General features: G+C 35.8%; 13 protein-coding genes. 7 read left to right on the top strand and 6 right to left on the bottom strand.

Annotated elements, in window-relative coordinates; genetic code table 11:
• The first annotated feature begins 126 nt into the window (after positions 1-126).
• From DRF57_RS20310 to sucC, 4 genes are all read left to right on the top strand, one after another.
• Complete coding sequence (locus DRF57_RS20310; protein ID WP_115920542.1) at positions 127-1,215, top strand: hypothetical protein; 1,089 nt, start codon at positions 127-129, stop codon at positions 1,213-1,215.
• A gap of 1 nt (position 1,216) precedes the next feature.
• A complete protein-coding gene (locus DRF57_RS20315) occupies positions 1,217-1,603 on the top strand; it encodes a DUF423 domain-containing protein (protein ID WP_047490149.1) in 387 nt (128 codons plus the stop codon).
• A gap of 3 nt (positions 1,604-1,606) precedes the next feature.
• Positions 1,607-2,884 carry a chloride channel protein gene (locus DRF57_RS20320; RefSeq protein WP_115920544.1) on the top strand — a complete coding sequence of 426 codons (1,278 nt, stop codon included), beginning with the start codon at positions 1,607-1,609 and terminating at the stop codon, positions 2,882-2,884.
• Positions 2,885-3,014: 130 nt separating this feature from the next.
• Positions 3,015-4,205, top strand: coding sequence for an ADP-forming succinate--CoA ligase subunit beta (sucC, locus tag DRF57_RS20325; protein WP_047490155.1), 1,191 nt, complete (start codon positions 3,015-3,017; stop codon positions 4,203-4,205).
• A gap of 230 nt (positions 4,206-4,435) precedes the next feature.
• On the opposite strand, the gene DRF57_RS20330 is transcribed toward sucC, so the two are convergent.
• Positions 4,436-5,320, bottom strand: a complete 885-nt coding sequence (locus DRF57_RS20330) for a mechanosensitive ion channel family protein (RefSeq protein ID WP_047490158.1) — start codon at positions 5,318-5,320, stop codon at positions 4,436-4,438.
• Between the two features lie 92 nt (positions 5,321-5,412).
• Between DRF57_RS20330 and DRF57_RS20335 the strand changes: the two genes are divergently transcribed.
• Entirely contained in the window at positions 5,413-6,048 is a 636-nt protein-coding gene (locus tag DRF57_RS20335) for a peroxiredoxin (RefSeq protein ID WP_047490159.1), read from the top strand.
• A gap of 92 nt (positions 6,049-6,140) precedes the next feature.
• On the opposite strand, the gene DRF57_RS20340 is transcribed toward DRF57_RS20335, so the two are convergent.
• From DRF57_RS20340 to DRF57_RS20350, 3 genes are all read right to left on the bottom strand, one after another.
• A complete protein-coding gene (locus DRF57_RS20340; protein ID WP_047490162.1) occupies positions 6,141-6,731 on the bottom strand; it encodes an outer membrane beta-barrel protein in 591 nt (196 codons plus the stop codon).
• Positions 6,732-7,016: 285 nt separating this feature from the next.
• Positions 7,017-7,532 (bottom strand): membrane protein, encoded by a 516-nt coding sequence (locus tag DRF57_RS20345; RefSeq protein WP_047490165.1) that lies wholly within the window; start codon positions 7,530-7,532, stop codon positions 7,017-7,019.
• A gap of 88 nt (positions 7,533-7,620) precedes the next feature.
• Positions 7,621-9,945: a TonB-dependent siderophore receptor gene (locus DRF57_RS20350; RefSeq protein ID WP_115920546.1), complete on the bottom strand. Its 2,325-nt coding sequence runs from the start codon at positions 9,943-9,945 to the stop codon at positions 7,621-7,623.
• A 183-nt stretch (positions 9,946-10,128) separates the two neighbouring features.
• Here DRF57_RS20350 and DRF57_RS20355 point away from each other — a divergent pair, with 183 nt between their 5' ends.
• The gene (locus DRF57_RS20355; protein ID WP_115920548.1) at positions 10,129-11,184 is read left to right on the top strand and encodes a Gfo/Idh/MocA family oxidoreductase; all 1,056 of its coding nucleotides are present in this window, start codon (positions 10,129-10,131) and stop codon (positions 11,182-11,184) included.
• A 59-nt stretch (positions 11,185-11,243) separates the two neighbouring features.
• Here DRF57_RS20355 and DRF57_RS20360 read toward each other — a convergent pair whose 3' ends face one another.
• A complete protein-coding gene (locus DRF57_RS20360; protein WP_115920550.1) occupies positions 11,244-13,139 on the bottom strand; it encodes an ABC-F family ATP-binding cassette domain-containing protein in 1,896 nt (631 codons plus the stop codon).
• Between the two features lie 194 nt (positions 13,140-13,333).
• Here DRF57_RS20360 and DRF57_RS20365 point away from each other — a divergent pair, with 194 nt between their 5' ends.
• Positions 13,334-13,846: a 5' nucleotidase, NT5C type gene (locus DRF57_RS20365; RefSeq protein ID WP_047490176.1), complete on the top strand. Its 513-nt coding sequence runs from the start codon at positions 13,334-13,336 to the stop codon at positions 13,844-13,846.
• Between the two features lie 12 nt (positions 13,847-13,858).
• Here DRF57_RS20365 and DRF57_RS20370 read toward each other — a convergent pair whose 3' ends face one another.
• Positions 13,859-14,722: a glycoside hydrolase family 25 protein gene (locus tag DRF57_RS20370; RefSeq protein WP_047490179.1), complete on the bottom strand. Its 864-nt coding sequence runs from the start codon at positions 14,720-14,722 to the stop codon at positions 13,859-13,861.
• Positions 14,723-14,780 lie beyond the last annotated feature (58 nt).

Consider the following 14,780-nt stretch of genomic DNA (forward strand, 5'->3'; position numbering starts at 1 on the left):
AATTTTTTTGAAGAAAACGAATATGGAAGGCTTTAAAGGTTCCAAAAGATTTGCCAATATGTTTATTATACTGGGAATCTCTACATTGGTTGCCAAGTTTATTTTAATATATCTAAAATCAAAATAGTGAAAAAAAGCATCTTATTCTTTCTGTTGATTTCCGGCTTAAGTTTTTCGCAGCAAAAAAATCTGAAAATAAATTTTTTACAGCCGAAATCTGAAAATTGTTATTTTCCTGTGGTTTCTTATCCGGACCAGCCAACAATAGAAAATAAGATCAATACTTTTTTACAGGTTGATCAGCTGGAATATGTTCCCGGATCAGGAGGAAATCCTTTTAAGCTGGTTTCCGGCGGAAAGACTTCTTACTCCAACTATGTTCATTTTTATAGTTGGGAAAAGAGGGAGACTCCAAAGAATATTCTGTGTCTTGCCATAGATGGTGAAGCTTCCGGAGCCTATCCGGAAAATTTCATGATCTGGAAGAACTTTGATCTGAGAACCGGAAATTTGATCAACATTCAGGATCTTTTTCAGCCCAATGCTGTTAAAATAGTGGAAGGCATCATTCAGAAAAGAATAAGAAAAAATATTAATGACTTTCTCACGCAGTTAAGATCGGAGAAAAATCCTTCACAGGAAGTCTTAGATCAGATTGCTCTGTATGAAGGTTGCTATACTGATTATACTTTAGATGGAATCAAGTTTTTTTTCACGGAAGAAAAGCTGAAGTTTATTGCCGGAAGATGTGCGAACCACGCGATGAGAGCACTGGATGAACTGGACGATCATGTTATTGAGTTTCCTTATAAAGAACTGGAGAACTATTGGAGCCCTTATGCCAGAAATTTACTTAACGGGTCTGAAAAACTGGAAAAAACCAGCTTCAGAAACAAGCTGTACAGAGGGAAAATTGATGGGAAATATCCGGTTACAGTGCTTATTAAAGACTTTTATGCTGCTAAAGATACGAACGAAGAAAGTTCTTTTTCTGCAGTGTATTGGTATGATAAAAGTAAGAAACTGATTGAGTGGAACGGAAAGATGAAAGGAAACCATATTTCAATTACTGAAAGTGAGTATTACAGCCAGGAAACAAATCAATGGATTTTGAAAGCCTTTGTAGAAGCAGACATGAACGGAAAAAAAATTGTAGGAACCTGGCAAGATTATAATACAAAAAAATATTTAACTCTAGAATTAGAAGAATTATAAAATGAAGACAATTACTTTAGTTTTTGGTGCGGTCTACGGAATGATATCTGTGATCCTTGGTGCATTCGGTGCACATGCCTTAAAGAAAATATTAGCTGTGGAAAGACTGGAAAGTTTTGAAACGGGAGTGAGATATCAGATGTATGCAGCATTTTTCCTGTTGATTATCGGGTACATTTTAAAATTTGAAACCTCTACTGAAAAATGGACCTCTATTTTAATGATTGCAGGAACACTATTATTCTCTGTAAGCATCTATTTCCTGAGTATGCAGGACTATTTAGGAGTTAACCTTAAATTCTTAGGACCTATCACGCCGCTTGGAGGCCTGATGATGATCTTAAGCTGGGCAATGCTTATTCTTTACTTTGCTAAAAATAAGATCTAAATAATGAAGATCAACAGAAGAAGACGGCTTATAAGAACATTCAACCTTTTGGATCAGCCGATGAGGTTTAATCCGTTTGTTTTTAGCCGTACTTTTTTCATGTGGGCCTTTACGGGGCTCGTAGGGGGAGTTATTGCCGGTGGATACTGGATTGTACTGGAACATTTTACCGAATTGCTGGCTCATTTTCAAGGATGGATGGTAATTCCTACGATGGCAATTTGTGGTCTTTTGGCAGGGTTGGTCATTCACTTCATTGGTGATCCCGGAGAAATTCATCTGATCGTTAATAACATCAGGTTTAATAAAGGAAAACTGGAACCGAAGAATAATCCTTCCATGATCCTTTCATCACTTTTCTGTGTAGCTTCAGGAGGAAGTTTAGGACCGGAAGCACCCCTGGTGCAGGTAACGGGCTCCACAGGAACATGGTTGGGGAAAATTTTCAGGCTGAAAGGTGAAGAATTACGTTCTTTAAGTATTGCAGGGATGGCTTCAGGTTTTACAGCCTTATTTGGAGCACCTCTGGGAGGAAGTCTTTTCTCCCTTGAAATCTTGCATCATAAACATGCCGTGGAATATTATAAAGCGATTATTCCTGCATTGGTAGCCAGCTGTTTCAGTTACCTTATGTTTGCTTTAATTATCCATTTGGGAATTGGGGCAACATGGGATTTGAAAGCTTATCACTATGCTGGAGTATATGATTTTGCCTATGCTACAGCATTTGGAATTGTAGGAACCCTATTCGGCTGGATTTTTATTTTTGTAGTGAAATTTTTTAAAAAAATTTTTGAATACAGAAAGTTCCCGATCTATATTAAAACATTTGCAGGTGGGGTTATCTTAGGGATTATAGCGTATAATTTTCCTATCACAAGATATTTTGGACATAATGAAATCAATCAGCTGATCGGTGGGAATTTTGGACTGAACTTCCTGATCTTAGTTCTGGTATTTAAAATCCTGGCTATTGCTATTACAGTAACCTCCGGATGGAGAGGTGGTTTTATCATTCCATTGTTTTTTGTAGGAACAACATTAGGGTTGATTATTCATAATTTGTTTCCGACAGTCGATACTACTTTAGCTATCGTAAGCTGTATGGCTGCCATCAATGCGTGTGTGACGAGAACACCCATGAGCACCACCATTATTTTGGGAACACTCACAGGGTTTACTTATTTCGTACCCATATTGTTCGCCAGTCTTACAGGATATTTTCTGGCTCCAAGAATTCCGTTTATCGGATCGCAGTCTGAAAAATTAGCGGAAGAATAGGGGATTTATATTAACATGTCAAAAATCAAGGTAAGTAATCTTTAATTTTTGAATGAAGAATCTTGAACTTCCGTGTCTTTTTAGTAAATTTGTCAACCTTTAAATTTTTAAATAAAATAATAAAAATAATATGAATCTTCACGAGTATCAATCAAAAGAGATTTTATCAAAGTATGGAGTAGCTATCCAACGTGGTTTCGTTGCAAACAACGTAGATGAAGCTGTAGCAGCTGCTGAAAAATTGACTGCTGAAACTGGAGCTCAGGCTTGGGTTGTAAAAGCACAGATTCACGCAGGTGGTCGTGGTAAAGGAGGTGGTGTTAAGTTTTCTCCAAACATGGATAAACTTAAAGAAAACGCTCAGAATATCATCGGAATGCAGTTGGTAACTCCACAAACGTCTGCTGAAGGTAAAAAAGTACACTCTGTTTTGGTTGCAGAAGATGTTTATTATCCTGGAGAATCTGAAACTAAAGAATTTTATGTTTCTATTCTTTTAGATAGAGCTGAAGGAAAAAATACAATTGTATATTCTACTGAAGGAGGAATGGATATTGAGCACGTTGCAGAAGTAACTCCTCATTTGATCCACAACGAACTTATTGACCCTGCGTTAGGTCTTCAAGGTTTCCAGGCTAGAAAAATTGCTTTCAACTTAGGTCTTGAAGGAAATGCTTTTAAAGAATTTGTGAAATTTATTTCATCTCTTTACAATGCTTACACAGGAATTGATGCTTCTCTTTTCGAAATTAACCCTGTATTAAAAACTTCTGATAACAAAATTATCGCTGTTGATGCTAAAGTAACTTTAGATGGTAACTCATTATTCCGTCACAAAGATCTTGAAGCTTTAAGAGATACAAGAGAAGAAGATCCTATCGATGTTGAAGCTGGTGAAGCTGGTCTTAACTTCGTAAAATTAGATGGTAACGTTGCTTGTATGGTAAACGGAGCTGGTCTTGCAATGGCAACTATGGATATCATCAAATTATCAGGTGGTAACCCTGCTAACTTCCTTGACGTAGGTGGTACTGCTGATGCTCAGAGAGTACAGACTGCTTTTGGAATTATCTTAAGAGATCCAAACGTAAAAGCTATCCTGATCAACATCTTCGGAGGTATCGTAAGATGTGACAGAGTAGCTCAAGGGGTTGTAGATGCTTACAAAGCTATGGGAAGCCTTCCAGTTCCATTGATCGTAAGATTACAGGGAACTAACGCTGTAGAAGCTAAAAAATTAATTGATGAGTCTGGTCTTCCGGTACACTCTGCAATTACTTTAGAAGAAGCTGCAAACAAAGTAAAAGAAGTTTTAGCGTAATCTAAAATTTTTATATAAAATAGAAAACCGTTTCATTTTTGAAACGGTTTTTTTGTTTGAAAACCGCAAAGAATATTAAACTGTGTGCTGTTTTTAAGATGTGGTTTTAGGACTATTTTCGAACTGTGTATAAATCTGTATCGCCTTAGCATTGATCCGGCCTATCCAATATTCTAAAAAAAGACCACTTCAATTGTTGAAGCAGTCTTTTATGTCTTTAAAGAATATTTTTATTTATCCTGATTCTCGGTTGCATTAGTTTCTCCACTGGTAATACTGATACTTGTAGGAGTTACCAGCTGGATCTTATCCACATCAAAACGCTCTTTAATACCTAAATAGGCTTTACTTCTTACCTGAGCCAGATTAGCACCTATTTTTATCCAGAATTTTACCTGAAGGTTAAATGAACCCTGTTTTAAATCTGTAAAGATCACCTCTATGGTGTCCAGCTTATCCACATTGTCCAGATTTTTAATGACATCCAAAATACTTTTCTGTGCCTTACTGATATCTTCATCAGCAGGAATTTCAAAGTTTAGGATGATTCTGCGTTGTGGAGACGCTGTAATATTATAGAATGGTGCATTAAAAACAACCTGATTGGGAATGTATGCTTTTTTCCCATCATCAGTAAGGATTTTTGTAGTTAAAAAACCAATTTCCTGAACGGTTCCTGAGTGAGTGCCAATGGTAATATAATCTCCTACTTTAAAGGCCTTATCAATTCCAATAAGCATTCCTGAAAAAATACTTGAAACCAGATCTTTCAGGGCAACCCCTGCGATAACCCCTGCAACTCCCAAGCTCCCGATAAACTTCCAAAGGAAACCACTGAAGCCCATAATCTCAAGTGAAATAAAAGACCCAAACAGCATGATCAGAAATCTGAATACTCCGATCAGAGTAACTAAAGAACTCTCTTTTTTACTTTTTGGGAAGAATCTGTGGAATAATTTTACTGCAATTAAACTTAAATACTTACTTGTGATGAGGAAAAAAGTAAATACTAAGATTCCCACAATAAGTTTAGGAGTGAGTTCGGCAAACGTTATATACCAGCTTTCCAATACTTTGTATACCAAGTCTACATAGCTGAGTCCTGTTTTCTCCATGAATTTTTTTAATAAAGATATAAATTTTCAGGAAAAATTTTGCTAGTTTCAAAAAGTCTACTAAATTTGTAGACTAACAAACGCGAAATAATATGTCAATTAAACTAGGAGATACAGCACCGAACTTTCAGGCAGTCTCATCTTTAGGAGATATCAACTTCTATGATTATCTTGGAGATTCATGGGGAATTTTATTTTCACATCCGGCAGATTATACTCCGGTTTGCACTACAGAGCTGGGCTATACGTCCAAGCTGCAGGCCGAATTTGCTGAGAGAGGAACAAAAGTGATTGCCCTGAGTGTAGATGAAGTAGAGGATCATCAAAACTGGATTAAAGATATTAACGAAACTCAAGATACCCATGTAGCGTTTCCTATTATTGCTGATAAAGACAAAAAGGTGTCAGAACTGTATGATTTTATTCACCCGAATGCTTCTGCTACGGCTACAGTTCGCTCTTTGCTGATTATTGATCCTGCTAAAAAAGTGAGACTGATTATTACTTATCCTGCGTCTACAGGCAGAAATTTTAATGAAATTTTGAGGGTGCTGGATTCTTTACAGCTTACAGATACCCATCACGTTGCTACACCTGTTAACTGGGAATATGGTGATGACGTTATTATACCACCGGCAATATCTACAGAAGAAGCCAGAGAAAAATTCCCTAAAGGAGTTACTGTCATAAAACCCTATCTGAGATATACGCCCCAGCCCAATACATGATTTATTTGATTTTTTATAGTTTAGTTTTATTTGTACGAAAAGCGCCCTGAAAATAATTTTCAGGGCGCTTTCATTTTTATACGTATTTCTGATTACTTAACGTCGTTGATAATTTGTTTTCCTTTAGACGTTGGAAGATAAATCTGGAACCCTAAACCAAAAGTAATTTTGTTGGTATAACCTCCGCTTCCGAATCCTGCATTAGCATCATATTTCACCAATCCTTCTAAACCAATGTTTGGTGTAATGAAATATGAATACCCAGGTCCAAATCCGAAGTTAAGTCCGTTAGAAGAAGAACCTCCTTTAGAGATTGATGTTCCTCCAACACCTAAATTACCTTCTAGGAACCATCTTCCGTGGTGTAACAGATTGTTTACTCCCTGTTCTCCCGGATTAAGGTAATAACGTCCTAATGCTCCTACATTATACGTGAAAGTAGTGGGTGCATCTTTAGCTCCTTTGAATCCTAAATCTACATATCCCCCAATAGCAATGTTATCTTCAATAAAGTAAGCTCCTTTTGGCTGAATATTGAAATCATAACCACCTCCTTTATTTAAACCGAAGTTGGCGCCTGCAAGGTTACCACCTACCATCCAATTACCTTTTTGAATCTGAGCGTTTGCAGTTGCTGTTAAGCCTGCTACGGCTAATATCCCTGTTAAAATAAGTTTTTTCATAATTTATTATTTTAATAATTAAATGTTTATTATTCACGAATTATAGAAAAAACAATAAATGTGCCAGACTCCTAATTTTAGATAATTTTTCAAAATTATTGTTAACAATATCAATGAGATAGAATTGATTTTTTTAACACAATTACTAAATATTTCGCAATTATATTAAATAAAATGAAACGCTCTAAATTGAATATTATTAATATTAGAGAGATTATCTATTCTCCTTTTACTATTTATTTGTTTGGATTATAATTAGGAGGTATCAGGATATTTGAATTTTCTTTAAATAAACAGAAGAAGTAAGGATATAATTAATCCGGCAATGGTAAATTTTATTCCTCGTTTGAATGCCTTGGTTTTAGGATTGAACATCCAGAAGCTTGAGATTACAAAAAAGAAAAGGGCAACTCCGAAGAATATACTTAAAGGTGCTATGGCATCTTTAGACTGTGATTTGTGAAGAGAAACCATTTTATCCAGTACAAAAGGCAATTCCATTTTTGAATACTTAGCTACTCCTGTTGCTGAATCATAAGTTCCTTTTTTAAAGTGGAGAACACTACCTTCAGTCTTTTCTACTTCAAGACCTTTCATCTTCAGTTCTTTTTTCAGTTCTTTTTCAGAAAGGTTTACAGATAAAGTCTTCTCATACTTTTTTTCACTCTTTAGAAAATCTGTGTCTCTGTAGACCAAAATAATTCCACTTACTGCATACACTGCCATAATACCTGCAAGGAAATATCCCAGATAACGGTGTGTAATCCTCATGAAACTTCTCGTGTCTTTAATCTTATCCATATTGTATCGTTTGTTTTTAAATTTCAAAAGTGGAAACTGCAAAAATGCAATTTCCACTTTGAGTTAAAAAATAAATAGTTATTTATTTCTAAAGTTTGTACGTCAATGTAAAATAATAATTTCTCGGCGTGATCGGGTTTACAGAATAATTCTCGTGAACGTTGTAGTTTACAACATCAAATAAGTTACCCACTTTACCCTGGATAGAGAATTTCTTCCATTCATATCCTACAGATACTGTTACCGTAGTGTAATCTTTTAGATCAATCATTCGGGTTACATTATTTCTGGTGATATTGGTAGATTTTGAATCATTCCACCCGGCAATTCTGTCTCCGATATAATAGATACCTGCACCTACTCTCAATCCTTTTACATAATTGGTGAATTTATAGAAGATGGAAGCATTAGCTGTTGTTGCAGGAGTTCTTACCAATCTTTGATTTTCGACATATCCTTTTTCAGGGGTGTCTGTATAAACAGCATTGTTGTAAGATACACCGGCAATAATAGAGATGTTTTCGGTAGGATTCCCTGTAATATCCAATTCTACCCCACGGCTTCTCATTTTTCCTGCAAGCTCCTTCAGGTTAGAATCAGGAGTCTGTACTTTTCCGGCATTATCAACATAGAAATAGTTCTGGTAATAATTATTGTACATTATTTGATACAACGTCAAATTTACTGCTAAGGCGTTATTCCAGAAATTTTTCTTCGCGCCAATTTCGTATTGATCAACTGTTGTAGGCTTGATTCCCTGTTTAGCTAAACCATTAACTCTGTTTTGTACATCAGATAAACTTCCACTGGTGTTTAGATTATCCGTTCCGTCTGACATATAACCTGCATTAGATACAAATGAATTGGTATATGTTGCAAACACAGAAAGGTTATCATTCGGCATATATACTAAACCAAGTTTTGGAGATATAGCCTGATCAGAAGTTGCTGTATTATTTACCAGTGTTTTTGTATTGCGGGTAAATTTAGTATTGATAGTCGGCATATTTTCAATATATGACCAACGTAAACCAGCGATTACTTTAAACTCCTTAGTAAGACTGATGAAATCTTGTGCATATACACCAATTCTTCTTGTGTTGATTCTGTTTTTTTCTAATGTTTTAGAATCGGGCATGCTACCGCTTGCCCATGTAGACGGATCATCCAGATAAACGGTACCATTTGAATTACCATTTGTTCCATATAAATAAGATGTTCCGAAAGTTGCCTTTTTAGGATCTGCGTTTGGATCGTAATATGTGTAAGAATCTGAACTACCATAATCAGCATCAGCACCAATTAACACTTTATGGTTAATTCTTCCGGTATTGAAATCACCATTGATATTCACCTGTGCAGAAGTATAATTCTGCTCATTATAAGTTCTGTTTAATGGTCTGTCCCATGAAAGACGGTCAGAGCCTTTTTTATATCCCCATTGTACTCTTTCTGTAGAGAAATAGTCTTTCGTATAGTTTTGATAAGACGCCACTGCATTTAATGACCATTTTTCATTAAACTGATGATTAAAGGTAACATTGGTTGAGACTTGCTCTACATTCTGATATTGCCAATCTGCTCCCAAGAATGCACTTCTCGACAGAAGGTTATTCATTTCATAGGATACTCCGTCTTGTTTTGTAATAGAACCAATACCAAAATCCGGGGTGAAGTTATTTTTAAGATAATCGGCTTCTACAATCAATTGTGATTTTGGGCTGATATTAAAAAGGAATGACGGATTGAAATAATATTTTTCAGACTGTACCACATCTCTGAAGCTTTCAGCATATTCATAAGCTCCATTTATTCTGAATGCTACATTCTTGGATAATGGACCATAGATATCAACAGTCGGTTTGTAAGAATTCCAGCTTCCTGCATTTAAACCTACGTTTCCGCCAAAATTAAATTTCGGCTTTTTAGTAATCATATTGATAATACCACCGGCAGCTGCATTACCAAAAAGCATGGCATTAGCTCCTTTTAATACTTCAACTCTTTCCAGTCCGCTTACTTCAGGAAAAACCCCACTGTTTATTCTTGTACCGTTCTTAAAGATATTATCATTCCCTAGATTAAAACCACGGCCACCAAAACTGTCCTGAGAATTTCCTCTTGAAGAGGTCACATACATTCCGTTTACGTTTTGAAGAACATCACTTAGCTGTTTTGCCTGCTGTTGCTCAATAATCTCATGAGTTACAATCGCAATAGCCTGCGGATTTTCCATTACCGTAAGGTTAGACTTTGTTGATAAGGATCTTGCCTGGTTAGGATTTCCCGTTTTGTGAAGATTAATGTCTTCAATAGTCTGGGTTCTGATAGTATCTGCTTCAGCATTTTTAAGCTGGGCACTCAATGATACAGCAGTACATAATAACCCTAAAGAAAGTAGTTGTCTTTTCATTTTATTTTTATGTAGAACAGTTTTAAATAAGCCGCAAAAGTAAGTATTTGTTTAGAATAGATAAAAATTAATATATGATTTTTATCATAATATTAATTCACTGAAATGTGTTTTATTGTTATTATTGCTGTGGATGGACAATGAGGAGCTTTTTATGAATATATTTGTTATAAAAATAAAATTATGCAATTGGTAAAAGCAGGGCTATGTGCCTTTGGAATGAGTGGGAAAGTATTTCACGCTCCTTTTTTAAAGGAACATCCCGGATTTTTTATTTCTGCTGTAGTAGAAAGAAGCAAAGAAGAATCTAAAGAAAAATACCCTGAAGCCACTATTTATCGCTCAGTAGAAGAGATGCTTCAAAGTGCAGATATAGAATTGGTGGTGATCAATACTCCGGTTCAGACCCATTATGAGTATGCAAAAAAAGCATTGGAAGCAGGGAAAAATATTATTGTTGAAAAACCATTTACGGTGAATGTGGAAGAAGCTGAAGAACTGGTGAAGCTTGCTGAAGAAAAAGGGCTCTTTCTAAGTGTTTATCAGAACAGGAGATTTGACCGTGATTTTTTACAGGTAAAGAAAATTTTAGAAGAGGGAAAATTGGGCAGTATCAAAGAAGCCGAAATTCGCTTTGACAGATTTCGTACGACACCGAGTGGGAAGCAGCATAAGGAAAATCCTGATCAGATAGGTTCGGGTTCTCTTCATGATCTTGGAGCTCACCTTGTAGATCAGGCTGTGCTGTGTTTCGGATATCCTGAGAAGCTTTTTGCTGATGTATTCTCTATGAAAGGGACGGCATTCGCAAATGATTATTTTGAGATCCTTTTATTCTACAAAAATGATGTAAGGGTAAGATTAAAGTCTTCAGTTTTCAGTAAAGAAGCTCATAATGCCTATATCATCCATGGAGATAAAGGCAGTTTCTTACAGGAAAGAACCGACAATCAAGAAAATGAATTGGTAGCAGGTGCTATTCCGGTGTACGGAAATGAATGGATGCAAGGATTAAAACAACCTGATGGAATTTTAAATTTCCTGAATGAAAACTCCGAAACCGAAAGAATTCTTACTTCAAGCGAAGCCGGAAATTATATGGATTACTACCAGCAGATCTATGAACACATTGTATTTGGGTATCCTTTGCCTTCTCCGGGAAGAGAAGTTATTCAGAATATGAAAATTATAGATGCCTCCCTAAAGAGTACAAAAGAAGAAAAAGTAATCTATTTATAAATAATGAGTTATGAATTATGAGTTGCTTCAGTTCATAATTCATAACTTATCATTATTTTTTATAGGGCTTCCTGAAGTTCCAGCCATTTCATTTCGTGGCTTTCCAGTTTTTCGGAAATGGTTTCCAATTCTGCAGAAAGTTTGACCACTTTTTCATAATCTGTCTCATTATTAAGCTGATCTAATATTTTTGCACGTTGTTCCTCCAGCTCTGGCATTTCTTTTTCAATAGTTTCCAACTCTCTTTGTTCTTTAAAAGTGAGCTTTCTTTTTTTAGCATTGGAAGATGCTGTAGTTTCCGGGAGAGGCGTATTTTCTTTTACAGGTTCTGTCTTTACCGTTGTATTTTTTCCTAAAGCATCCTCACGGCTTTTAGCTTCACGGTATTCTGAAAAGTTTCCTACAAAATCTTTTATTTTTCCATCTCCTTCGAAAGCCAAAACATGATCTATGATCCTGTCCATAAAATATCTGTCGTGGGAAACAATAATTAAAGATCCCTGAAACTGTTGCAGGAAGTTCTCCAGAACGGTTAATGTAGGAAGGTCAAGATCATTCGTAGGTTCATCAAAAATCAAAAAGTTAGGATTTTGATAAAGAATATACATCAGGTGAAGTCTTCTTTTTTCACCTCCCGAAAGTTTTGAAATAGGAGAGTACTGTGCCTGATCATCAAATAAGAACAGTCTTAAGAACTGAGAAGCAGAAAGACTTCTTCCGTTGGCTAAAGGATAGAACTCTGCAATTTCTTTAATGAAATCGATAACACGCTCGTCTTCTTTATACGTAAGACCTTTCTGGGCAAAATAACCGAAAGAAATAGTTTCTCCCGTTTCAATTTCTCCTTTGTCGGCCTTTTCATAGCCCTGGATAATATTTAGTAAGGTAGATTTACCCGCTCCGTTTTTTCCAATGATTCCAATTTTTTCACCACGTTGGAACTGATAACTGAAATCTTTTAATAAAACTTTATCTCCAAAACTTTTATCAATATTCTTCAGTTCTAGAATTTTATTTCCAAGGCGTTTCATTTCGAAATCAAGTTCCAGACCTTGTTTTCTGGTATCGGTTTTGGCTACCTTTTCAGTTTCATAAAATGAATCAATTCTGCTTTTAGACTTCGTTGTTCTTGCCTTAGGCTGTCTTCGCATCCATTCAAGCTCTTTTCTATACAGGTTGTTGGCCTTATCGATGGTCGCACTGAGATTTTCTTCGCGGATCATCTTGTTCTCAAGATATGTAGCATAAGACCCGTTATGAAGATAAAGGTTCTGATCCTCTATTTCCCAGATAATATCACAAACACTGTCCAGGAAATACCTGTCGTGGGTCACAAGCAGTAAAGTTATTTTAGCTTTATTCAGATAATTTTCAAGCCATTCTACCATGTCTACATCCAGGTGGTTGGTAGGCTCATCCATGATCAGGAGTGTGTGTCTGTGCTCAGCTCTGGTTTCTGTTAATAACTTTGCCAACGCAACACGTTTGATCTGTCCTCCCGAAAGAGTTCCCATTTTCGCATCCAAATCAGTGATCTTAAGCTGGGAAAGAATTTGTTTCATTTCATTTTCCAGATCCCAAGCTTTATGAGCCTCCATATCAGCCAAAGCTTTTTCAATGAATTCATTATCGGTGGAATGAAGGGATTTATGATAATTTTTCAACGCAAGGATAGGCGCTGAATCCAGAGTCATCATAAATTCCTCAATGTTTAAATCAGGATCATAATGGATCTCCTGGTCAAACAGAACAACCTGGATATCCTTATTGATGATCGCAGTACCGCTGTCTGCAATTTCTTTACCCATTAATATTTTCAGAAGGGTAGATTTTCCACTTCCGTTTTTGGCAACAATAGCAATTTTGTCTCCTTCATTGATGTGAAAAGAAATGTTTTCGAACAAAACTTTGATACCATAAGATTTGGTAAGATTTTCGGCAGAAACGTAATTCATTGGAAATTAATGGTTTGATTTTGATTTTGAATTGAACCGCAAAAATACGAAAATGTAGCCATAAAACTTTCCGGAACTTCTTTTATAAAAATGAATATTTATAATTTTTTAATAGACTGTGTCCATTGCCTGAAAAAACTATTCAGTAATTTTGATAAGATTAATTTTAATAATACAAAATCTGATTTGAAATAATGAAAAAAGTAATTGTCGACATGGATGGGGTAATGGCGGATGTATACCATCAGCTGATACAATTTGAAAAAAGAGACTCAGGAAGAGAAATAGAGATCAGTGATCTGACAGGCAAACCTGAAATAGATGCATTTCCCAACGGAAAGAAACACGTTAATGAAGTAGGTTTTTTCAGAACTTTACCTGTTATGGAAGGCAGCCGTGAAGCAATAGAATATCTGAACAACAAATATGAACTGTATATTGTATCTGCAGGCATGGAATTTCCCAACAGCTTAAGAGAAAAATACGACTGGCTTGCAGAGCATTTTCCATTTATTACCTGGGAACAGATTGTTCTTTGCGGTAGCAAAAGAGTGGTTTCCGGAGATGTGATGATTGATGACTATCCAAAAAACCTTGATCATTTCCACGGAGAAAGATTAATTTTTACACAGCCTCATAATGAACTGGTTGAAAATGAAAGCTATAAAAGAGTAGGATCCTGGGATGAGATTATGAATATGCTGTAAAGCAGACACAACTTAATCTATAGTCAACCTTTTTAGGGACCATGAATTTCCATTGTAAATATTAAGATCCACTTTGGTATTGATACCATGAACAATGCCGTTTTCTGTAAATTGCCAGAAATCCCATTGGTCATCAGGCGAAGGAGATGGCACATCATTGTAATTGGCTAGCCAGAGTGGATAACCGTCAAATTCACCTTTTAGAAAATCTTTATAATAATGGTAGTAGGTATAGATGATAGGTTTTTCACCATAGGTGTCTTCTATTATTTTGCACCATATTTTAAGATCTTCTATCAGCTTTTTGTTTGTTTTGCGTTTTGGAATTTTCTCAATATCTAAAATAGGAGGGAGGTCTCCGCTTTCTAATTTTACATTAGCCAAAAAATTGTTAGCCTGGATGATAGGGTCTTCGTCAGCTCTGTAGAAATGATAAGCACCACGGATAAGGTTGTGTTTTTGAGCTTTCCCCCAAAATTCCTCAAAATGCTTGTCGGCATTGCGGTTACCCATGGTTGCCCGCATAATGACAAATTCTAATGGGATGGTTTTATTGCCAATACTGAGGCTGTCCCATTTAATATCTTCTCTGTTTTGATAATGTGAAACATCAAAGCCATACGTTTTATCAAGATTATCTGTAAGAATTTTTTGAATCCTTAATGTTTCTCTTTCACTGTTGTGGAGTTTTTTATGACTAAATTTATTAAAGTACAAAGCATAATAGTAGCTGACGGATTGTTTTAAATAAAAACCGGTCCCTATCAATGCTATAATTAATATTGCCAATACTACCTTTCTGCGGAAAAAATAGTTCTTCCGTCTATTGATATGGAGCTGTTTGGCAGTTTTTTTGGTGTACTTTTTTGGTGTCATAAAGTTTTGCAAAACTAACTTTTTTCACTACTAAATGCTAAATAAAATCAGTAAATTT

Source organism: Chryseobacterium rhizosphaerae (genome assembly GCF_003385455.1).
GTDB lineage: Bacteria > Bacteroidota > Bacteroidia > Flavobacteriales > Weeksellaceae > Chryseobacterium > Chryseobacterium rhizosphaerae.

Excerpts from the sequence above, each read along its gene's own strand:
- DRF57_RS20345 (WP_047490165.1), bottom strand. The coding sequence starts at position 7,532 with ATGGATAAGATTAAAGACACGAGAAGTTTCATGAGGATTACACACCGT.
- DRF57_RS20340 (WP_047490162.1), bottom strand. The coding sequence starts at position 6,731 with ATGAAAAAACTTATTTTAACAGGGATATTAGCCGTAGCAGGCTTAACA.
- sucC (WP_047490155.1), top strand. The coding sequence starts at position 3,015 with ATGAATCTTCACGAGTATCAATCAAAAGAGATTTTATCAAAGTATGGA.
- DRF57_RS20370 (WP_047490179.1), bottom strand. The coding sequence starts at position 14,722 with ATGACACCAAAAAAGTACACCAAAAAAACTGCCAAACAGCTCCATATC.
- DRF57_RS20320 (WP_115920544.1), top strand. The coding sequence starts at position 1,607 with ATGAAGATCAACAGAAGAAGACGGCTTATAAGAACATTCAACCTTTTG.
- DRF57_RS20315 (WP_047490149.1), top strand. The coding sequence starts at position 1,217 with ATGAAGACAATTACTTTAGTTTTTGGTGCGGTCTACGGAATGATATCT.
- DRF57_RS20365 (WP_047490176.1), top strand. The coding sequence starts at position 13,334 with ATGAAAAAAGTAATTGTCGACATGGATGGGGTAATGGCGGATGTATAC.
- DRF57_RS20350 (WP_115920546.1), bottom strand. The coding sequence starts at position 9,945 with ATGAAAAGACAACTACTTTCTTTAGGGTTATTATGTACTGCTGTATCA.
- DRF57_RS20355 (WP_115920548.1), top strand. The coding sequence starts at position 10,129 with ATGCAATTGGTAAAAGCAGGGCTATGTGCCTTTGGAATGAGTGGGAAA.
- DRF57_RS20330 (WP_047490158.1), bottom strand. The coding sequence starts at position 5,320 with ATGGAGAAAACAGGACTCAGCTATGTAGACTTGGTATACAAAGTATTG.
- DRF57_RS20360 (WP_115920550.1), bottom strand. The coding sequence starts at position 13,139 with ATGAATTACGTTTCTGCCGAAAATCTTACCAAATCTTATGGTATCAAA.
- DRF57_RS20335 (WP_047490159.1), top strand. The coding sequence starts at position 5,413 with ATGTCAATTAAACTAGGAGATACAGCACCGAACTTTCAGGCAGTCTCA.